The 20818-nt window shown below is 58.1% G+C and carries 16 protein-coding genes; 5 read left to right on the top strand and 11 right to left on the bottom strand.

What is annotated here, in order from left to right; all coding sequences use genetic code 11:
• From DK391_RS08190 to DK391_RS08210, 5 genes are all read right to left on the bottom strand, one after another.
• Positions 1 to 722: NAD(P)/FAD-dependent oxidoreductase (locus DK391_RS08190; RefSeq protein ID WP_162600732.1), on the bottom strand; the 722-nt coding region annotated here is incomplete at its 3' end.
• Between the two features lie 3 nt (positions 723 to 725).
• The gene (locus tag DK391_RS08195; RefSeq protein ID WP_109477509.1) at positions 726 to 1379 is read right to left on the bottom strand and encodes a HutD family protein; all 654 of its coding nucleotides are present in this window, start codon (positions 1377 to 1379) and stop codon (positions 726 to 728) included.
• Positions 1379 to 2308 carry an electron transfer flavoprotein subunit alpha/FixB family protein gene (locus tag DK391_RS08200; protein ID WP_109477510.1) on the bottom strand — a complete coding sequence of 310 codons (930 nt, stop codon included), beginning with the start codon at positions 2306 to 2308 and terminating at the stop codon, positions 1379 to 1381. Before DK391_RS08200 ends, DK391_RS08195 begins: the two co-directional genes overlap by 1 nt.
• Positions 2305 to 3081, bottom strand: a complete 777-nt coding sequence (locus DK391_RS08205; RefSeq protein WP_162600747.1) for an electron transfer flavoprotein subunit beta/FixA family protein — start codon at positions 3079 to 3081, stop codon at positions 2305 to 2307. The genes DK391_RS08200 and DK391_RS08205 overlap by 4 nt, the downstream gene beginning before the upstream one ends.
• 22 nt (positions 3082 to 3103) lie before the next feature.
• Complete coding sequence (locus DK391_RS08210; RefSeq protein ID WP_109477512.1) at positions 3104 to 4291, bottom strand: FAD-binding oxidoreductase; 1188 nt, start codon at positions 4289 to 4291, stop codon at positions 3104 to 3106.
• 182 nt (positions 4292 to 4473) lie between these two features.
• Between DK391_RS08210 and DK391_RS08215 the strand changes: the two genes are divergently transcribed.
• Positions 4474 to 5454 carry a LysR family transcriptional regulator gene (locus tag DK391_RS08215; RefSeq protein WP_109477513.1) on the top strand — a complete coding sequence of 327 codons (981 nt, stop codon included), beginning with the start codon at positions 4474 to 4476 and terminating at the stop codon, positions 5452 to 5454.
• 730 nt (positions 5455 to 6184) lie between these two features.
• Here the strand turns inward: DK391_RS08215 and DK391_RS08220 are convergent.
• The 4 genes from DK391_RS08220 to DK391_RS08235 all read right to left on the bottom strand — a co-directional run bounded on the left by DK391_RS08220 (position 6185) and on the right by DK391_RS08235 (position 11667).
• Positions 6185 to 7342 (bottom strand): porin, encoded by a 1158-nt coding sequence (locus DK391_RS08220; protein WP_239482755.1) that lies wholly within the window; start codon positions 7340 to 7342, stop codon positions 6185 to 6187.
• A gap of 659 nt (positions 7343 to 8001) precedes the next feature.
• Positions 8002 to 9450 (bottom strand): serine hydrolase, encoded by a 1449-nt coding sequence (locus DK391_RS08225; RefSeq protein ID WP_109477515.1) that lies wholly within the window; start codon positions 9448 to 9450, stop codon positions 8002 to 8004.
• A gap of 43 nt (positions 9451 to 9493) precedes the next feature.
• Positions 9494 to 10648: a mandelate racemase/muconate lactonizing enzyme family protein gene (locus DK391_RS08230; RefSeq protein WP_109477516.1), complete on the bottom strand. Its 1155-nt coding sequence runs from the start codon at positions 10646 to 10648 to the stop codon at positions 9494 to 9496.
• Positions 10649 to 10749: 101 nt separating this feature from the next.
• The gene (locus tag DK391_RS08235) at positions 10750 to 11667 is read right to left on the bottom strand and encodes a LysR family transcriptional regulator (RefSeq protein WP_109477517.1); all 918 of its coding nucleotides are present in this window, start codon (positions 11665 to 11667) and stop codon (positions 10750 to 10752) included.
• Positions 11668 to 11990: 323 nt separating this feature from the next.
• Between DK391_RS08235 and DK391_RS08240 the strand changes: the two genes are divergently transcribed.
• The 4 genes from DK391_RS08240 (at position 11991) to DK391_RS08255 (ending at position 18302) form a co-directional block, all read left to right on the top strand.
• Positions 11991 to 13334, top strand: coding sequence for an aromatic acid/H+ symport family MFS transporter (locus tag DK391_RS08240; protein WP_109477518.1), 1344 nt, complete (start codon positions 11991 to 11993; stop codon positions 13332 to 13334).
• Between the two features lie 437 nt (positions 13335 to 13771).
• Positions 13772 to 15352: a benzoylformate decarboxylase gene (mdlC, locus tag DK391_RS08245; RefSeq protein ID WP_109477519.1), complete on the top strand. Its 1581-nt coding sequence runs from the start codon at positions 13772 to 13774 to the stop codon at positions 15350 to 15352.
• A gap of 18 nt (positions 15353 to 15370) precedes the next feature.
• Positions 15371 to 16558 carry an alpha-hydroxy-acid oxidizing protein gene (locus tag DK391_RS08250; protein WP_109477520.1) on the top strand — a complete coding sequence of 396 codons (1188 nt, stop codon included), beginning with the start codon at positions 15371 to 15373 and terminating at the stop codon, positions 16556 to 16558.
• A gap of 280 nt (positions 16559 to 16838) precedes the next feature.
• Positions 16839 to 18302, top strand: coding sequence for a benzaldehyde dehydrogenase (locus DK391_RS08255; protein ID WP_109477521.1), 1464 nt, complete (start codon positions 16839 to 16841; stop codon positions 18300 to 18302).
• Between the two features lie 573 nt (positions 18303 to 18875).
• Here DK391_RS08255 and DK391_RS45240 read toward each other — a convergent pair.
• Together DK391_RS45240 and iaaH are read right to left on the bottom strand one after the other, a co-directional pair.
• Positions 18876 to 19271 carry a hypothetical protein gene (locus DK391_RS45240; RefSeq protein WP_239482756.1) on the bottom strand — a complete coding sequence of 132 codons (396 nt, stop codon included), beginning with the start codon at positions 19269 to 19271 and terminating at the stop codon, positions 18876 to 18878.
• An 89-nt stretch (positions 19272 to 19360) separates the two neighbouring features.
• Positions 19361 to 20806: an indoleacetamide hydrolase gene (gene iaaH / locus DK391_RS08270; protein ID WP_239482770.1), complete on the bottom strand. Its 1446-nt coding sequence runs from the start codon at positions 20804 to 20806 to the stop codon at positions 19361 to 19363.
• Between the last annotated feature and the right edge of the window lie 12 nt (positions 20807 to 20818).

Consider the following 20818-nt stretch of genomic DNA (forward strand, 5'->3'; position numbering starts at 1 on the left):
ACCAGACCCGGCTTGTGCTTCGACGGATCGATTTCCCACAGTTCCTTGATGCCGATGCCATACACCTGCGGATCGGCGCCGTCACGCAGCTTGAACGTGTCGGAAAGCTGGCGGCCCAGATGCCCGCGCGCGCCTTCGCAGAACAGCGTGTACTTGGCATGCAACTCCATGCCGAGCTGGAAGTTTTCCGTCGGCTCGCCGTCTTTGCCAATACCCAGATTGCCCGTCGCGACACCCTTGACCGAGCCATCGCCGTTGTAGAGCACTTCAGCCGCCGCAAAGCCCGGGAAAATCTCGACGCCCAGCGATTCCGCCTGCTGACCCAGCCAGCGCGTCACATTCGCGAGTGAAATCACATAATTGCCGTGATTCTTGAAGTTGTCGGGCAGCGCCCAGTTCGGCACTGACTTCCCGCCGGTTTCACTCAAAAACAGGAAGCGGTCTTCCGTCACCTCGACATCCAGCGGCGCGCCTTTTTCCTTCCAGTCAGGAATCAACTCCGAAAGCGCACGCGGATCCATCACAGCGCCCGAGAGAATATGCGCGCCGATCTCCGAGCCGTTCTCCAGCACGCAGACGCCGATCTCGACACCACTTTCCACAGCACGCTGCTTCAGCCGGATAGCGGCCGACAGCCCCGCAGGCCCGCCACCCACTATCACCACGTCATATTCCATCGACTCACGCAGCCCATATCGCGTGATCAGGTTCGCATCGGTCATGGATCACCGCTCCACAGCAGCAATACCGATCGAAACCAGCCGCGCGCCGAGCCCGACAGCGTGCAGATCGATCTCTTCGCGACGGCCTTCGAGCCAGATGCCCGTCATCGGTTGAAGCGACACGCTGTTGAGCAAACTGCTCCCAACGCGCCACTCGCCCGCGACACAGAGCAGGAGATGGGTCGATGCCGGCGAAACGCGCATCGAATGCGTCGCGACGCTCACAGCAGCATGACAGGCCCCGCGCCGTGTCATCACGTTGAGCACGTTCACAGGACGCACGGACATACTGGCCCACATCAGCAGGTCGCCAGAAAACTGCACCGGCTGACCGGGCCGCGCAACCGATGCGCCATCCTGCGAATGCAGTTCCACCGTGCCTTCGTCGAGTAGCACCAGCGTGCGATCCAGCCCGCTGAAGACCGAAAACTTTGCCGGTCCATCCAGTGTCGCGATGCTGACGCGCCAGTCGAGTGCATGATCGTCCGTGGACTGCTGTGCGACTGTGCGCGTCGTGCCGCCGCCATTCGCCCATGGCTCGGGCGCGAGGCTCGTGCAGTCGAAGAAACGGATCGATGCGTGCGAAGGCTGCGCCAGCGTACCCTTGGTGCGATGACGCCGGGTCGGCACGCGTTCCGATAACAGCGTGTCGATCATCACGCGCTCCTTGCGCCGACGCGCGCTTCGAGTCCGCTGACCGTCTCGAACAGATCGCCGACCAGGCAGACGTCCGCAATCGAGAAGATCGGCGCGTCGGGGTCCTTGTTGACGGCAACGATCATCTTCGAGTCTTTCATGCCGGCCAGATGCTGGATCGCGCCCGAGATGCCGAAAGCCAGATAGACATCGGGTGCGACCGTCTTGCCGGTTTGTCCCACCTGCGCGGCGTTTGGCGCGTAGCCCGCATCGACGGCAGCACGCGACGCACCCAGTGCGGCGCCCATGCTGTTCGCCAGTTCGCCGAGCCGCGCCATGTTTTCCTTCGATGCGAGGCCGCGTCCGCCTGCCACGACCACGCGCGCGCCCGACAGATCCTGCCCCGACTGTTGCGCCGCCTGGCGTTCGATCAGCATGGTTTTGCTGTACACGTGCGGTGCGTCGAGCGTCACGATGTCGGCCTGTCCGCCCTCGCGTGCAACGGGCGCAAACGACGACGCGCGAAACGTCGCGAACGTCAGCACGTTTTCGCTCGCGACATTCGCCACCACGCTGCCTGCGTACATACCGCGCACGAAGTGGCCATCGCTTGAAACACCTGTGACGTCGGCGAGAAACGCGCATCCCGCGCGTGCTGCTGCACGTGGAAACGCGCCGCGCGCCAACGCGCGATGTGCAGCGGCGATCAACGCGTAGTGTGGGGAGAGACCGGGCAACACAGCGGCCAGTGACTCAGCCGTTGGCGCGGTATCGAATGCCGCGAGCAAGACCTGTTCGATGCCGGCAATACGCGCGGCTGCTTGCGCAGCGACTGCATCGAAGGCAAGCAGATCAACCGGCTTGCCAGCAAGTGTTGCCGCGCCGATCGCGCGCAAGGTCGCGTCGCTGACGACGCCGTTATCGGACTCCACCAGAACGAGCGATTTCATGCGGTCACTCCTGTTTGTTCGAACACGCGCTGCGCGGCGATGGCTTCGATCAGCGCGGCAGTATCGGCGACTTTCACGCCCGCCTGCCGCGCAGGTGGATCGCTCAAACCGACGACGCGGGTCCGTGGCGCAAGATCCACGTTGAACACGCTTGCGTCGATGGTCTTGAGCGGCTTCTGCTTCGCCTTGACGATGCTCGGCAAGGTCACGCGGCGCGGTTCGGCAAGCCGCAGATCGGCGCTGACAACGGCGGCGCCTTGCAGATGCAACGTCGCCGTGCCTGCATCGTCGCCGCAGGTGACGCGCCAGTCGCCGGCGGCTGATTCGATGGCGCTTGCGTCGAGCGCCTGCGGCCAGTCGAGCAGGCCTGCGAGCATCGCAGCGACGCCGCCCGTGTCGTCGTCGATGGCCTGCTTGCCGCACAGCACGAGACCATAGCCGTCGTGCGCCGACAGATACGCATGCAACAGACGCGCAACGGCGAGTGAATCGAGTGTCGCGGTGGCTTCGCCTGTATCGAGCAGTACGGCGTCGTCGGCACCCATCGCGAGCGCGGTGCGCAACACGTCCTGACAGTTCGCCTGTCCGCAGGTAAGGACGGTCACGTGCGTCGCGTGTCCCGCTTCCTTGAGTTGCAGGGCTTTTTCGACGGCGCATTCGTCGAACGGATTGAGCGACATCTTCAAGCCGTTGGTATCGATCGAACCGGCCGCGCTGACGCGCACGCGCACGTTCGGATCGACCACGCGTTTGACGGGAACCAGAATCTTGATGGACATGACGGACTCCACGAAATCAGGACACGGCGCCCGAGCCGTACTTGCCGACGAGCAAGGCGCCCGTTGAAAAGCGGTCGAGCGCATAAGGCGCAAGCGAAACATCCGTCGGCTGGCCGAGCGCATGCTGCGCGAGCAGCTTGCCGATACCAGGCGAGAGCTTGAAGCCGTGGCCCGAGAAGCCAAAGCCGACCACCAGCCCTTCAACATCGCCAACGCTGCCGAGCACGGGATTCCAGTCGGGCGTGACGTCGTACACGCCCGTCCACGACGATGCAAGTCCTGCCGTTTCATAAGCCGGAAAACGTTCGGCCACCTGCGCGCCGACTTCGGCGACGTAATCGAGTGAGATGTCGCCCTGTTCGGTCTCGGGTGCATTCAGCGTCTCGCCGACCACACCTTCGGAAACCAGCATCTGACTGCCGCCATAGCTGCGGAAGTACAGCATGCCGGGCGAGCCGAGATCCTTGAACGCGGGCATCCTGAACGTGTAGGCACCTTCATCGCATTCGAGCGCGAGGACGGTGTGACGCTCCGGCTTGACGGGCAACGGCACGCCGATCCAGCCGGCCAGTTCGGGCGTCCAGATGTTCTGTGTGCTGATCAGCGTGCCGCAACTGAAGTTGCCCGCACTGGTTTCGACACCGACCACGCGCCGTCCTTCGCGGATCACGCCCGTCACCGTCGCGCCTTCGATGATCTTCACACCGCGGCGGCGCGCCGATCTCGCGAAGCTGGTCGCAACCAGATACGCATCGGCGAAACCGGCTTCGGGCTCGTAGCCGATCAGCGCGGCATCGTCGAAGCTGGCGATAGGCAGGCGCTCGCGCGCTTCGTCGCGGTTCAACAACTGCACTTCGATACCCATGTCGCGTTGTGCATCGAGCGACGCGCGCAGCGGATCGAGCTTGTCGCCGCCCGGCGCGCAGATCATGTAGCCGCATTTGACGAGGCCGCACGACGCTTCGTCGTCGCCGACGTACTCGGCGAAGTTGTTGAACGCCCACCACGACGAACGCGCCAGCTCGACGTTCTGACGGACGGAATAATGCGTGCGCAGCAAGCCCGACGATTGCGACGTGGTGCCCGCGCCGATCGTGCCGCGTTCGAGCACGAGCACGCTTTTCGCGCCAAGCGCGGCGAGATGGTGGGCAACCGACGCACCGATCACGCCGGCGCCGATCACGACAAAGTCATAGTGGCTCATGGAGACCTCTGGAAGGGCAATGACGCCGATTCTAGAAAGCCAGATCGCGCTCGAATTTTGTATTAGGCAAACTTATGCTGCGTGCCCGAAAACGCTCATCGTGAGCGTGGGACGTTTTTGACGCGGCACCATGCGTCGTCGCCGGGCGGCGCGTGCTGGCCGCCTTCGATACCGGAGTCACGATGAGACGAACCCAAACGCCAATCGATCTGCGCGCGCTGCAGGCCTTCGTCGCCGTCTGCGAGACAGGCTCGATGACGGGCGCCGCGAAGCAACTCGGCGTGAGCCAGAGCGCGATCAGCCAGGCCGTATCGGCGCTCGAACGCGAGCAGGGCATGACGCTGTTCGACCGCGACAGCCGCCCGCCGCGCCCGAATATCGCGGGCCGCGCGTTGCTGGAACTGGCCGGGCCGCTGCTGGAGCATGCGCAGATGGTGACCACGCGGATCGGCGATGCGTCCAATGCCGGCAAATTGCCTGTGCGGCTGGGTTGCGTCGATTCGTTTGCAGCAACGGTCGGTCCCGAACTGATCCGCGCTGTGTCCAATTCGACGCGGCAGATTTCGCTGTGGTCAGGGCTTACGCCGGGTTTGTCGAAGCAGTTGCATGATCGCGAACTCGATATCGCTGTGTGTACGCAGACGACGCTGAACGACGCGCGCATCGTCGAAGTGCCGCTGTTTTCCGAGGCGTTCGTCGCAGTAGTGGCGCGTAGTCATATAGCAGGCCGCGCGCAGATCGACTGGCGCACGCTGGCGGCCGAACTGCCGCTGATCCGCTACACGGCGCGCTCGGTGATTGGACAGCAGGTGGAGCGCTTTGCGCGGCACCTGGGTATCGATAGCCCGCGTCGCTATGAGTTCGACGCGACTGATCCGCTATTGAGTCTCGTATCGGCGCGTCTCGGCTTCGCGATTTCGACGCCGCTGTGCTTGTGGCAGGCGCGTCATTATCTCGACGAGATTGCCGTATTGCCGCTGCCTTCGGGGCGTCTCGGGCGGCGCGATTTTTTTGTGCTGCACCGGCAAGGCGAATGGGACGACTTCGCGGGCGAGATCGTTACGTTGACGCGCGCGGTGATCGACCGTTCGATTCAACCCGCGCTGGCGCGTGCGTTGCCGCATTTGCCCGATGTGGTCAGTTACAAACAAAACCTGTCCTGACGTTTCTCGATAAGTGTTTGATTTTTAAGTAAACTGGCATTCTTGGTAATTTTGCCAGTTACAAAGAAATCTGGACTGGACGTGTCGTCGAACTGTATTGCAGTGACAAACGAAATCTGGCCTGAGTCGGGACGCGGCCGTTACACGGCCTGTTCGTCAAATTGAAGCAAGCGTCTGGAGCAGCAAATCACGAGGCGTAGTCCTCATTCGCAGGGTAAAGCCGACGTGCGTGAGACAGGTCTTCGTATCTGCGTATAGGGAAACGCTTGATAGTGTCAGAGTTACTTCACCTCCAGATTTCGACATCCCGAAGCGCATGACACGTGAGAAGCATGCCTCGGCTGATGAATGTTTCGAGACCTTGCAACAAGACACGTGAGGCGTCTCCGGATTGCGCGTCCGCTTTGGACCAATCGGAAGTCGCAACGAGGCGCCCTACCCAATACAACATCACGAACCCACCTTTAGACTTTTACCTTCAGCCTGTGCCCGGACGGCACCCCAGTCGCAGAGATTCCCTCAACGCGCTAGCAAGTGCGTTGCGAGGTTGTCGCCGCGAGCCTGTGGAAGACAAGAGGGCGACGATACGACCACTACGCGGCTCGTCTGGGTGTACCGCGCGTGTTTGTCCACATGAGCAGCGACAGTTCTACCAGGCATCAGCTTCTGGTCTCCCGTGCAGGGCAAACACATGCGTTCCTCTTAAACGCATCCCTGCCTCGATGTGGACCTAGAATGCGTGAGTGATGCCTACGGCGACGATCTGTTGTGTGCTCGCGCCCGACGCAATATCGAAAGAGCCGACTACAGCCTGCGCCGGTTGCAGGGAACCTTCACCGTTTCGCTGCTCACCGATTGCGTGTACATGCGCGGCCATCGAATAGACGGACGTTCGTTTACTCAACGAGTAAATCGCCCCAACCACGAACGCATGATACTTCGCCGAAGAATCCCCTAGCGCCCTAGTGTAGCTGTAGCCCGCACCGATTCGTAAGGGCGCAGTCATGGTGTAAGCGGCATATACAGAACCATTGTGGAATTTTTCATCCTCCGCAAAAGTAGACGCGCCATCGCGATTATAGGAGGAGTAGCTGTAAGCGGCACCCACCTGGAGCCCGTTCGCTTGGTACATACCACCGACCCGTGCGATGTTGACAGAGCGTGCGCTTTGATATCCGGCATTCGCGGGACTATTAAACAGCGAATCACCGGTTGATTTCCCTCTTGAGGCGAAAGCGGCGTTTCCATTATCGATATGTATGTAACCTCCTCCGAAAGAAAACGGGCCGGTGTGATATCCAAGGGCTCCAGACCACGTTTGACCGGAGCCCGTCGCTCCTGCGAGGCCACCCAGCGCATACATAGCTTCAAGTTGAACACCTTGATAGGTTGCGCTCGTCCACTTGACTGCATTGCTAAAGCGAGCCGAGTCATCATAGTTGTCTACATCCCCCGGGGTGGCTGCGATTGGCCCGAAGACCCAGTCTGCTGTCAGTGGTTGAACCTGATCGGTGACCGGATCATATTGACGCCCGAGGGTAAGCGAGCCGAGTTTCTCGCTGGAAAGACCAACGTATGCTGAACGTCCGAAAAGGACATTCGACCCGCTCATCTGGCCGTTGCCTACATTAAAGCCGCTCTCTAGCGTAAAGATTGCCTTCAGGCCGCCCCCAAGGTCTTCGGAGCCCTTCATACCCCACCGCGGTCCAGCGGCAACGGGCGTCATCGTTATCTGTGTCGAATGCCAACCGCTGTTGTGGATATATGCGACGCTGGTGTCAAGAATGCCGTACAGGGTGACGGAACTCTGTGCCTGAGCGCCTGAAGCGCAACCAAGGGCCGTAAGCGCCATTCCCGCCTTCATATAAAATGTCGGTGCCAGTCTCATAAAATCTCCCCTTTTAAGAAATGGAATCACTGTCATAGCAAGTGTCGGAAGCCTGGTCGGCACGCTACTTTTTTCTGCCCAGAACTTGATTTATTGCGTTAAGGTCTACTAATTCAGTACGCGGATTAAAGTCATAAAAATAACTGTCTGACGACGGGCCCACACGATTCTTCCTTTTTCTTGGCAACGGGTATTAGTGGTGGCTCGTGCAGCCGACCCTGTTAGGAAACGCGATTTAACATCCGAATCGGTGCAACAGTCACACTCTAAGAAGTCAAAAATTCGTGAGGCAAGCACGAAGGCCGAACGGAGGTTTCGTCAATGGCGAAATCAGAAAAGAAACGCAGATGGAAGATGCGAAGCGCTTTCAATCGTTGACGTTTGGTGGGTATTGCCTCCGAATTCGTAGGGCGAGGCCTGACAAGACGTCAATCGAAAAGAGGTGATCTTGCGGTAGGTGGTGGGAGTTTGAGCAGTTGGCTGACCGCAAGCCTCCCGGGCGTTCGCAAAGCGGAGCGCGATTCCATCTTGCCTGGCCAAAGCGTGGTTTCCACGACTCATCGCATTGTGGCTCGTCGCTCCCTCGAAGCGGGCCAATCAACAAAGCGTGGTTCGGGGGAGCTTTTGCGATCCTGTTTAATGCTCGCAGGGAAACGAAATTACGTATGCAGCGCGCGGAGGACGCCCTGCAAGAGACCGTCCACGTTGGTTTTGCTTGCTGCGTAACCACGAGCGTGGCCCATCCGGACAACGACAAGATCAAGGCTGGGGACGATGAATACGTGTTGACCACCGCCACCGGCCATAAAGAACGCATCATTTGGCAGACAGAACTCACGCGTCGTATTCAACAGGAATTGCGCGCCATAGTTTTGCTTGGCCCAGGCGGGGGCGGGAGTGCGGACAAACTGGACCCATTCGTTCGATAGGACCTGCGTCCCGTTCCAGTTCCCATCCTGCAGATAGAGCTGACCCAGGCGTGCCCAATCTCGTGCGGTTCCGTAGTTGAAGCCGCTAATGATGAATCGGCCCCAGCGATCAGTCTCGTGTATCAGACCTCGCATGCCGATGCGGTCGAAGAGATTGCTTTGGGGCCATGAAAGCGGGTCCAACCCGAGAGTGCGTATCGTATTGAAGTAAATCGCAGAAAGGGACAACGTATCGCAATTTCTGTAACGACCGACGGTCGCGGGTGGGAATTCTGACGGTCTTTGCGTTGCAAAGTCTTCTACGTTGATAGCGCTCGCATATGGGTAGAAGTGCTCGGGAACACCCGTGGACCAAGCGGTCCGCGGCTCTTCGGCGCCTTCGCACTTCAATCCGCTCGACATGTTCAGCAAATGCCGCAGTGTGATATTGCGCCGGTCATCGCCACTATCGCGCCATGCCGGTATTGGTGCAGGATCATCAAGAGAGAGTTTTCCATCCTGAACCAGTAGGCCGATGAACGTGCAAAGCACACTTTTCCCCATCGACCAACTCTCGAGCGGCATATCGCGGTGAATGCTATCGGCGTACATTTCTCCGACAATCCGCCCGTGTTTGACGACTACGACGGCGGCATGTTGCGCGGTTCGGTCGGCAAAGGCGTCACAAAGCGCATATTCGACTTCCTGCTTCATGCTCTCGCTGACCTTTGTGCCTTCGTTGCTCGGATCTACGAGCCACTCGCCGCTATCAGTCTGTCTGCGCGCCACATCGATTGGGGAGAAGTGAAGATGAAGCTGCCCGTCCTCCGGCATGATGATAGTGCCCTGGTCACCGGTGTACTGCGCCGTACGAGTGACGGTCCCAAGGCTCTTAAGTCTCGTCGCTTCTGCAGTCCAATCCGCATCAAATTCCGGATGTGCGCTGCAGTGACTGTCGATAAGCGTTCTTACCTGCGAATCGCCCAAAGTGACGGAAACTTCGACTCGGCGGGCGGCGCCATCTACCTTCCATCGAGCTATTTCGGTTAGTGCCTCAGGAAGCTGGAAGGCATGCAGGGCCCAGGGTGCACTGTTACGGAAAGCCTCTTCCGGATCTCGGCCGGAAATGAAAACGGCCGAACACAGCACTTTGGCTGTCGTGGCCAATAGCATCTCGATGGGGATAATGGCGTCTTTCATCAATCTGTCTCTAGCGATTGCTCGTGCAAAAGGGAGCCTCGGCTCAATGCTTACCGAGACCGCGCGAAAGCGGGCGTTTAGCCAGTTCCGCCATCCGATCGCGATTCGGCGTAAAGCCAAGTCCGGGTGCGTCAGGAAGGTTAAGTACGCCAGCTTCAGGAACGGGGAGGCCGTCGAACACGAGTTGGCAACACTCTACAGCGACAGAGTGATACTCGACGAGGGACCCATTGGCCAGTCCGGCGTGCAAGTGCATGTTGTGATGGGGCCAGGCGCCGCCATTTGCGAACCGGGTGTTGAAGGCGTTTGCCAATCCGGCAATGCGCAGACATTGTGTATAGCCCCCGCTGATACATGCGTTGGGCTGCACAACGTCGACGGCTTGTGCTACAAGCAGGTCCCGGAAGCGAGTCGCAAGCCCTTCATTTTGGCCGCACGCCAGAGGAATCGACGTCTTCTGCCTGAGCTTCGTCAGATTGGGAATATCGTTGTGAGAGATAGGCTCTTCAAAGAAGGAGATGTCGTATTGTTCGAGTCGGCGCGCAAGGGAAAGCGCGTGGTAGTAATCAAGACCACAATTTGCATCGATGTAGAGTTGCACGTCAGGGCCTACTGCATCGCGAACCGCCTGAACGCGTTTTACGTCTTCAGCAATGACGCTATCCAGCGGACGCGGCTCATCACGGCGGGCAAGTGCATGATGGCCTACGGTCATTTTCAGTCGGGTGAAGCCACGTTCCACCCATGTTTTCGCGGCTTCTGCAAGCTCATTCCGATCGAAAAAGTTGAAACCGAACGTGGCATAAACCGGTACTTCAGACCGGGCACCACCGAGCAGGCGCCAGCACGGTTCATTGAATGCCTTGCCTTTGATGTCCCATAGCGCGAGGTCGACGGCAGAAATCGCGTGACTCGCGTATCCCGACTGTCCGCGAGGAGTTAGCAACCAGTACAGCTTTTCCCAGATCTGCTCATTGCAGATGGGATCAAGGCCTACAAGGTTTGGCGCAATCACATCATTGATGATACTGGCGATGACTTCTTCTTCTGTGATTGAAGTCATGCCTGTGCCGATGATGCCAGCATCAGTTTCCACGTCTACGATGCAGACCGAGAGATTGGTTTCCTTTTTGCGGCCAGCCGCAGATACGGAAACAGGCAAACTAAGCGGAGTGGCGGCGATTCGGGTAATTTTCATATTGGCTCCATAAGGCACGAGTCAGTATAAGGAGCCGGGATTCTGCTTAGAAAGTACGGTAGGCGAACGCGGTCTTCGCCAATGACGAAATCAACTTCATTTCACGAGGAGTGTGCACGACTGTTTCGTGAATACTCTCGAAGCGCTTCGAGTAATTTGCGCGAAGCCGGCGACAGGTAACCGCCGAGCCGGGTCGCAATCCGATGTGTCCGGCGAGCCCACGCATCATCGAGCGGTACCGTTTTTATGGGGAGCACCGTACGTTGGGGAGCAACGGCCTCGTAGGGCAAGACTCCGACGCCAAGTCCAGCGGCAACCATGCGGGTGACCGCATCGAAACTGCGCATTCGCATCCTGATTCGGATTGGCTTCCCGGCCTGCGCAGCGGCAGCAGTAAGCCGATTCGATAGCGCCGTTGCGTTTGCCAGCATTATGAAATCTGAGTCCAAGGCGTCGTGAAGTGACGCATGCTGCAGGAGTGCGAGTTTATGGTCAGCAGGCGTGACGAGAACGAGCGTGTCGTCGAAGAAATCAAAGAATTCAAGCCCGTTCGGGGCAGTTGAGAGATCGACTATGCCGATATCAGCACGGCCCTCGAGCAGGGCAACGGGGACTTCCGGGCTACCGCACTCGTCCAGCTGAACCTGTATCAGGGGAAATTCCGCCTGAAACGTTCTCAATACTTGCGGCAACACTTCTAGTAACGAGGAACTGTTCGCAAGCACTCGTACGTGGCCCTGAAGACCGCGCCCGTAATCGCGAAGGTCGGCCGACAGACGGTCGGCGTCAAGGAGCAGCGCTCGTGCGCGCTCAACCAGCATGTGGCCGTTTGGTGTCAGATAAACGCCACGCGGGGATCGTTCGAACACCTTAAAGGCGAGGTATTCCTCCAGCGCTGACACCCGCGCACTGGCCGCAGCAACGGCCAGATCGAGACTGTGACTGGCCGCACTGATTGACCCGAGGTCCGCAGCGGCAACCACCACCCGAAGTGTGACGAGATCCACGTTTTCGTTCATGCCCCATTGTAGCGCGGCCGTCTGGCGTTAACAATGCGCCGACCTTGGCAGCCGTACGGTCGTTGTTCGTGGATTTTTAACCTTTCGAGGCTTTCGTAAAAGACGAAATCGGCGTTCGCCGGCGGGCGTTGCCCTTCGAGATATTGGCTCTCTAAAGTTGAGCCACCCGCCGAGCAAGGGTAGGAGCCAACGTACGGATGCAGGGTGTCGGCCGACGCTTTGCGCAACGGCGGTTCCGCTCCTGCTGCAAGGCCTATCCGACCAATTGCGGTTTTACACAAGAAATCGATTGACTGGCTCCTTAGCGAGCACCGGAGACAAACATGTGGGACGTAACGTGTGACGCACTTGAGGACGCAAGGATAAATCGGTACCACTTGCTGGTATTCGTCTGCTGTTCGATGCTGATGACGTTCGACGGATATGACCTCGTCATCTATGGTTCGGTTTTACAGCATATAGTCAAGGAGTGGTCCTTATCCTCCGTGTACGCGGGTTTCATGGGAAGTAGCGCGCTCTTCGGGATGATGGTGGGCGCTATCCTGCTTGGCAGTTCGTCGGATAGATTCGGGCGGAAAACCATCATTCAGGTATCGCTTGTTGTCTTTAGTGTCGCGGTGGTAGGGTCCGCGTTGAGCCAGAATCCTGTTTCCTTCATCGTCTGGCGCTTCCTGACTGGATTTGGGATCGGAGGTCTTTCGCCGAATATCGTGGCAATGACTTCTGAGATGTCACCCAAAAAGCATCGCAATCTGATGGTTACGGCGATGCTTAGCTGTTTTTCGATTGGCGGCATCATCGCAGCTGCCGTCGGAATGACGATCACACCGGTTTACGGTTGGCGAGGCGATTTCTTACTCGGTGGTCTGTCGCTACTCCTCGTTCCGTTCATCCACATCTTCTTGCCCGAATCCGCTTCCTTTCTTCTCACCCAAGGCCGATTCGATGACGCTTCCCGGGTTTTGCTCAAGGTTGCACCTGGATTTCGCGGGGACGTTACGTCACTGGTCAAAGCGCGTTCCGGCGGCCAACGTGAGGCGGCCTTGTCAAAAGTCGCAAGATTATTTGCGGAAGGTCGCATCGTGTCGACACCTCTTCTTTGGCTGTCGTTCGGAATGTGCATGTTCATGGTGTACGGTCTCAGTACATGGATTCCGACGTTGATGGTCAAACATGGCTATACGGCAAATTCGAGTCTGACGTTTTTCCTCATGCTCAATGCTGGTGCATTCGTCGGCGCATCTGTGAGCGGCGTCCTCGCAGACAAGATAAGCGGGCGTACCGCATTGGTGCTGTTCTTCGTTCTGTCGTTCGTATCGATTGGTCTACTGGGATATCCCCAGCCTGCGTGGTTTCAAACGGCGTTGCTGATGCTTGGCGGTGCGTCGACGATTGGAACGCTTTGCATTCTTCACTCGTTCGCAGCGCAATACTACCCGGCATCTATCCGCTCGACGGCTGTGAGCTGGGCCGGCTCGTGTGGGCGATTTGGTGCAGTGGCGGGCCCTGCGGTGGGCGGCTATCTGGTCGGTCTGCAACTACCGACGTCGTCGACGTTCATGGCGTTCGCGATTCCTGGAATCGTGGCAGCGTTTGCTATCGCACTCGTCCGGGGAACCGGTGGCCGTGCGCAGCACCGGCCCAGCCCGTCTCCTTCCAAGGGGTAGGCATCGGCGAAGCGGTCCTCGCGGCGGCGCCCGCATTGCGGCTCTGTTCCAAAAGCGAGGGTTGTTCCCCTGCCCAGTTAGGATCTTTCGGCTAACTATCAGCCCCTCAAATGCCAGCGGAACCGACGCTGAGCGCGGGAAATGACTGGAAGGATTACGCATGACGTCGAGCGGGACTCGACGTGGCGTGAGGAGTGATCTCCCACATTGGGCTGTCTCAGAAAGTAAGGCGTCGCCACCAACGGTGAATCGGCACGAATTGGGCATGGCAACGAGTCTCCGCTCCAATGAGCGGGGCGGGGATTGAGGACGGCGCACTGGACTCACCAATGATCGACCAGACCTGGGTGATTGCGAGCGTCAGTTGCAGCGCACGAGATGTTTGCCTCGCGTGAATCCTCCGTTTGACATACCTATTAAATAAAGAGGAATTCTGAATGACTACTGTGCATAAAGCCTGCTACGACATCCTTCGAGCGCAAGGACTGACAACGTTTTTTGGGAATCCCGGGTCAAACGAGTTACCGTTCCTCAGCGAGTTCCCGAGCGACTTTCGATACATTCTGGGTTTGCATGAAGGGGCGGTCGTTGGGATGGCGGACGGCTATGCTCAAGCTACCGGCCGGCCAGGGTTCGTGAACCTCCATTCTGCTGCTGGGACCGGCAATGCGATGGGCGCTTTGGCCAACGCCTGGAACTCCCATACTCCACTTGTGGTGACAGCGGGTCAGCAAGTTCGAGCAATGATTGGCGTTGAAGCACTGCTAGCAAATGTTGATTCGGCGGCGCTGCCGCGCCCATTGGTGAAATGGAGCGCAGAGCCTAGTAGCGCGCAAGAGGTGCCGCTTGCTCTGAGCCGGGCGATTCATATGGCTGCTTCTCCCGCGCCGGGGCCAGTTTACGTCTCAGTGCCCTACGATGACTGGAGCAAGGAGGCAAGCCAAGGCGCGGAGCACCTCGTTTCTCGCCGCGTGCAAACAGCCGGGGCTCTCCCCGAAGAATCGCTTCGGCAGCTTGTGCGACTGCTGGATGAAGCGAAAAATCCTGCGTTGGTTGTCGGCCCGGATGTCGACGCGAATCACGCTAATGTCTATGCCGTGACGCTGGCTGAGAAGCTGTCCATGCCGGTCTGGATGGCTCCATCAGCGCCACGTTGTTCTTTCCCGACTGATCATTGTTGCTTCCAGGGCCTATTGCCCGCTGGAATTGCAAGCATCTCCCGGATACTCGAAGGGCACGACCTGGTGCTCGTTGTTGGCGCTCCTGTTTTTCGCTATCACCAATATGAGCCTGGCGAATATCTGGCGAAAGGAACCCGGTTGTTCGCAATTACCTGCGACATTAATGAAGCGACCAGAGCTCCCATGGGCGATGCAATCGTCGCCGACATCCGGCTAGCACTCCGCACGCTCAGTGAGCGGGTCATGCAATGCACGCGAGCGCGGCCGACCGCTCGACAAACACCTGAACCTGCGTCAAACGTACCTGGCCCGCTCAAGCCGGAAAGGGTATTTGAGATATTGAACCATGTTGCGCCTCGCGATGCCGTGTATGTGAACGAATCCACGTCCACGACCAACCTCCTGTGGCAACGACTCCGGATGACAGAGCAAGGAAGCTACTATTTCGCCGCCGCTGGCGGTCTGGGCTTCGCACTTGCCGCTGCGGTGGGGATTCAACTTGCGAAGCCGGAGCGTAGGGTGATCGGTGTCATTGGCGATGGGTCGGCGAACTACAGCATTCAGGCACTCTGGACTGCAGCGCAGTACAAGATTCCCGCGATTTTCGTCATTATGAAGAACGGTACGTATGGGGCATTGCGCTGGTTTGCCGGCGTGCTGAACGCAACGAATGTTCCAGGGCTGGATGTGCCGGGGATTGACTTTTGCATGCTTGCTCGCGGTTACGGCGTCGACGCAATCCATTGCAATTCCGGTGATGAGCTTGAGGCTGCGCTGAAGCGTGCATTCGAGAGCAACATGCCAGCGCTCATCGAAGTTGAGACTAGTGCGATCTGATCCGAAGGAATGGACGTAATGAGCAAGCCTGTTAACGTCGCCGATTTCCGCGCTTTAGCGAAAAACCGGTTGCCCAAGATGGTCTTCGATTATCTGGAAGGTGGAGCAGAGGACGAATCCGGAATACGACGCAACGTTAATGCATTCCGGGAAGTTCTTTTTCAGCCGCATCGACTCGTCGACGTTAGCGTACGAGACGTGACTACGACCTTCTTCGGTAAGCGCCAGAGGTTACCGTTAGTTATCGCGCCCACCGGACTAAATGGCATTTTCTGGCCCGATGGTGATCTCGCTCTTGCGAGAGCCGCGTCCAGGTTTGGTATCCCTTTCGCGCTTTCGACGGCATCTACCGCGTCAATCGAGCAGGTTGCAAGGGAGTGCGATGGAGAGCTCTGGTTTCAACTTTATGTCGTACATCGGAAGCTTGCCTCACAGTTGGTCAGGCGGGCGATGGATTCAGGCTACACGACCTTAATCCTTACGACGGACGTTGGCGTTAACGGTAAGCGCGAACGCGACATGCGCAACGGTTTCGGTTTCCCATTGAAATATAGCCTGCGAACAGTTTTCGAAGGAGCGATTCATCCGAGATGGACTGCGGACCTGCTACGCCACGGCATCCCGCAACTCGCTAATTTTGCTGATGAGCAGATGCAGGACACTGAGATTCAGGCTGCGCTAATGAGCCGCCAGATGGATGCGAGCTTCTCGTTTGACGATTTGGCGTGGTTGCGAAGGTTATGGCCACACAAACTGCTGATCAAGGGGCTCAGCCGCCCGGCCGACGCCGAACGGTGCATCGCGTTGGGCGCCGACGGCGTGATACTTTCAAATCACGGTGGACGTCAGTTGGAATCGGCCATTGCGCCGCTTCAGACGTTGCAGGAAACCGCCTCGAAGCTGGTCGCGCCCGTTCTGCTGGACAGCGGAGTGCGGCGCGGCTCTGATGTCGTGAAAGCCGTCGCACTGGGCGCTCGAGCGGTGCTACTCGGCCGGGCGACACTTTACGGATTGGCCGCACAGGGCCAGGAAGGTGTCGAGGCTGTGTTGGCCATCCTGAAAGACGAAATCGACAGAACGCTGGCTCAGATCGGTTGCGCGTCATTGTCAGGTCTAACGAGCGATTACATTTGGGAAAGCGGCCGGAAGCTCCCAGCGCGCGAAGGGAATGTGGTCTGCCTGAACGGCGTCAATTGCGTTGCTTGAGCCCTTCCTTCAAAAAATCGGCGAGTTTCGCCGCCGACAGTGAAGGCGGCATCCGGTTAATAGCGCAGTCATGTTTGCGGATGACCGTTGGTTTGAATTGCGACCGCTTTAAGACCGTTCATCGGTGAAGGCTGCATAGGGGCGGCGGGGAAATCTCCCATGTGAGGTCTCGACGCGCAATAGAGATACCAAGCGCCGGATGGCAGCTTATATCTACGTAAGCCCAGGATCGTCGTTCGACGTTCCGGACGGTTTCTAGTCAATTCAGAAGGAGGTGCGCATGAATTTCATCGAACATGTTACAGAGTGGGACGGCCGGGTATTCTCGGATGGTTGGGTCTCGCCGATTGGTGGCACCTCGGCTATCGTGAATCCTTCGACTGGCGAGACGCTAGGTGCGGTGGGTCTCGGGAACGCAGATGACATCGATCGCGCTGTTCGGTCTGCCGAACGTGCCCAATCAGCGTGGGCATCTACGCCATTTGATCAGAGGGCGGAGGTGCTCCGGGAAGCGGCGCGGCTGCTGAAGGAGCGTGAGGCAAACATAATCGATTGGAACATCCGGGAGTGCGGCTCGACAACCTTGAAGGCAGTATGGGAACTGCATGCTACCTACGAGCAACTTCTGGCAGCGTCAGCGATGACAATGCAACCGGATGGTGCTCTTTATCCTTCCGCGATTGTCGGACGGATGAATATGTGCAGGCAGATACCGATTGGAGTAGTGGGGGTCATCGCACCTTGGAATTTCCCCATTCTGCTTGGGATGCGTTCGGTCGCGCCGGCGCTTGCGATGGGCAATGCGGTGATTCTTAAGCCGGACCTCCAGCGCGCAGTGTCCGCCGGTTTATTGATGGCTGAGATACTGGCTGACGCGGGCTTGCCAGCAGGTGTATTTCATGTGATCCCAGGCGGACCGGATGCTGGTGATGCTCTGGTAAGGCATCCGATGGTTGGCATGATCTCGTTCACCGGCTCCACGCCCGTCGGTCGGTCGATTGGCAGCATCTGCGGTCAGATGTTGAAGAAGGTTGCGCTCGAGCTGGGCGGGAATAACGCTCTTATCGTTCTGGATGATGCGGATGTCGATGCAGCCAGCTCAAATGGAGCGTGGGGATCGTTCCTTCATCAAGGGCAGATATGCATGCAGACCGGTCGTCATTTGGTGCACCGTTCGATCGCGGAAGAGTACGTGGAAAAATTGTCGAGACGAGCACAAGCTCTTCTGGTCGGGAATCCCGATTCCGGAGATGTCCATTTGGGCCCGTTGATTAACCAGAAGCAACGCGACCGGATTCACGACATCGTCCAGAAGAGCATAGCGGCAGGGGCCAGTTTGCGAACGGGTGGCCAGTATTCGGATCTCTTTTATCAACCGACTGTACTTACCGATGTGACAGCGGATATGCCAGCGTTCCAGGATGAGATTTTTGGACCGGTCGCGCCCGTCACTGTCTTTGATAGTGAAGATGAGGCCGTGCAACTCGTGAACTCGTCGCCGTACGGCCTAGCGGCTGCCATACATACGCGGTCGCTTTCTCGCGGACTCGCATTATCATCGAGAATAAAGTCCGGAATGGTGCATATCAATGATCAAACGGTCAACAACGAATTTCACGTACCTTTCGGTGGCATGGGAGCATCAGGCAACGGTGGACGGTTCGGGGGCCCTGCGAATCATCACGAGTTCACCCAAACGCAGTGGGTTAGTGTTCTTGATTCGCCCATCTCATACCCGTTCTAACAACTTCTGCTAGCAGATGTGAAATCCGAAATGAGCCGTTGTCGCGCATGTGGCTCAAGGCTCTCCCCTGGGCACGCCTCGTTTAGCTTTTTCACAAGACCAACCAGCCAAGCTCACGCAATGCATCCAAAAAGGCATTGCGTGCGGCATGATGGCGAAGATTCTTCTTCAGTTCGGCATGCGGGCATTTTAGGTTGAAAACGCTACGCCGGTGCTTGCGGGCGGGACGATTACCTCTTACCGGGTATTCGGGCTTCGCTTTGCAAGCTACTGTATCGTTCTCGTCTTGCTCAGGTGCTTTGCTTGCGGGCGGCTTGAGTATGGCTCATACACACTGGCTTACTATCGAACCGACGCTTCCTATCCTAATCAAAACAGAGTGGTCGATCGCTGGCACACTCGGTTTCGCCTCGCCGCTTGTCGTCGTAAGTCTCACCGGTCAGTTTTCACCAGGCATGGTGCCTTTGAGAATATCCTGACATGATGTATCCGCGCGGTCCGAGCTCTCCGTGACAAGCATTGCATCAATGCGCGTTGCGTGCTTCGGTGGTGTCACGATTGTGGTCGCTGCCGTCACTGCCGCGTTATGCACAGGGGAAGGACGCTCACGACGACCCTGGAAAACGCTATCTGGCCGGTGTAGCGAATGGAGCCTTTTATCTCATGAGGGGAACTTTCGCCGGCAATATCGTGACGCTTTTCAACGCATTGTCTAAAGAGTTCGTGGCTATTCTCGCTGGCTTTGCTTTGCTTTGCTTTGCTTTGCTTTGCTTTGCTTTGCTTTGCATTGCACGGCGCAATCACGCTGTTGACGACCGCGTCGGGCGCGACACTGGCTGGGCTTGCATCGGCCTTCTGGGGCACAGTTGTCGGTTTGCTGGCCTTCGTTGGACTCAAGGAATTGCGCAGATAAACCGAGAAGAGGCTGGCGCACGCAAGAGAGGTGGAGAGGCGGGCCTCGGGAGGCACATCGAAGACGCCGTAAAGATGGAAGCGCGGAGCTTCAGCCCGGGAAGCGAGACAATAGGCTGAAGCGCGCCACACATCGGAAAAGCGGACTAGCCAAGCGACGGCGCCGGAAGCACGCTTAGAGTCGCTTCTATGCTCATCGCGATTCCCAGCAACTTGCTATCGCTGCCAATCGGACCATCAAGGCCCAACCCCACGGGCAACCCTTTTGCTGTTTGGCCTGCCGGGATCGTTATACCTGGCAGGCCGCTCGTGCTTCCTGCATCCGTATTTCGCGTTGCAACCGCAAAGAAAGAGGCAGGCGGGCCGCCGTTTACAGAAACCTGTGGCGAACCGGTTACGTGATCGATCACTGGCGCGGGAACGACCATAGTTGGGAAGACCATGCCATCCAGCCGGTTATCTGCAAAGTATGCAGCAAAGATGGATTGCATCTTTGGACGATTGACGTGCAGAGCAGTGGCGTATTCGGCTGCAGCCTTGTCTTCGATAACTGCATCCATGATGGGTTTAACATCGGGGCTGGCCACCTGTGCCGCTATATCTTCCAGCGTGACGTTGACGCCCATCTCAGTGAGGAACGCGGGAATGTCTACTTTCGCCTCGTGAAGTGCGATCGGGAAACCTGTTACGCCAACCAGAGCTGCGAGCCCGGTCGTGTCTACATCAACGAGAGTAATGCCTGCATTGCGTAGCGTCAATTTCGCTTTCTCTAGCAAAGATGACACTTCCGGGTCGATGTTGCTCCAGTAGCTCCCAGGCACTCCCAGACGTATCCCGCGCAGGTCGACGGCAGTTGCTATGGGGCGTCCGCTCATTACAGTATCGAGCAAAGCAACGTCTTGCATTGTCCGTGCGATAACGCCGATTGTGTCACGCGTGTGGCTGATCGGAAGCACCCCTTGTGCATCGTATCGCCTCTCGGACCCACCGTTCCCGACGGACGGACGGTATCCAGCAACGCCACACAGCGAAGCGGGTTCGCGCACCGACCCGCCCGTGTCGGTGCCCAGACCTGCTGGCACTATCCGGGCGGCGACAGCGGCAGCCGTTCCGCCTGAGGAACCGCCAGGAACGCGCGTCTCGTCATAGGGGTTGCGCACGAATCCTGCAAACTTGGAGAAATTCGTACTGGTGGCCCCGAACGCCAGTTCATGCATGTTCGCCTTGCCCAGAACAATGGCGCCTGCGTCGATCAGCCGCTGTACCATAGGGGCGTTCGACGTTGGCCGCATGTCTCGCAAAGCGGGGGTGCCGCCGGTAGTTTTCATTCCCGCCACGTTAATGTTGTCTTTTACGACGATGGGCAGGCCGGCGAGCGGTGGGAGGGGAATGCCGGCGGCACGTTTGGCGTCGACTTCCCTGGCCGCCGCCAGAGCACCATCTCTATTCAGACTGATGAGCGTATTCAATCCGGCGAGATGCTCAGCGCGGTCAAGAAGTGTCAGCATATATGCTGCGGCCGACAACCGCCCGTCGCGTATGAACGTAACCGCTTGAGTGGCGGTCAATTGCAATTGGTCAGATTTTGACATGCGAGATGAGGT

Source organism: Paraburkholderia sp. C35 (assembly GCF_003121405.1).
Classification (GTDB): Bacteria; Pseudomonadota; Gammaproteobacteria; order Burkholderiales; family Burkholderiaceae; genus Paraburkholderia.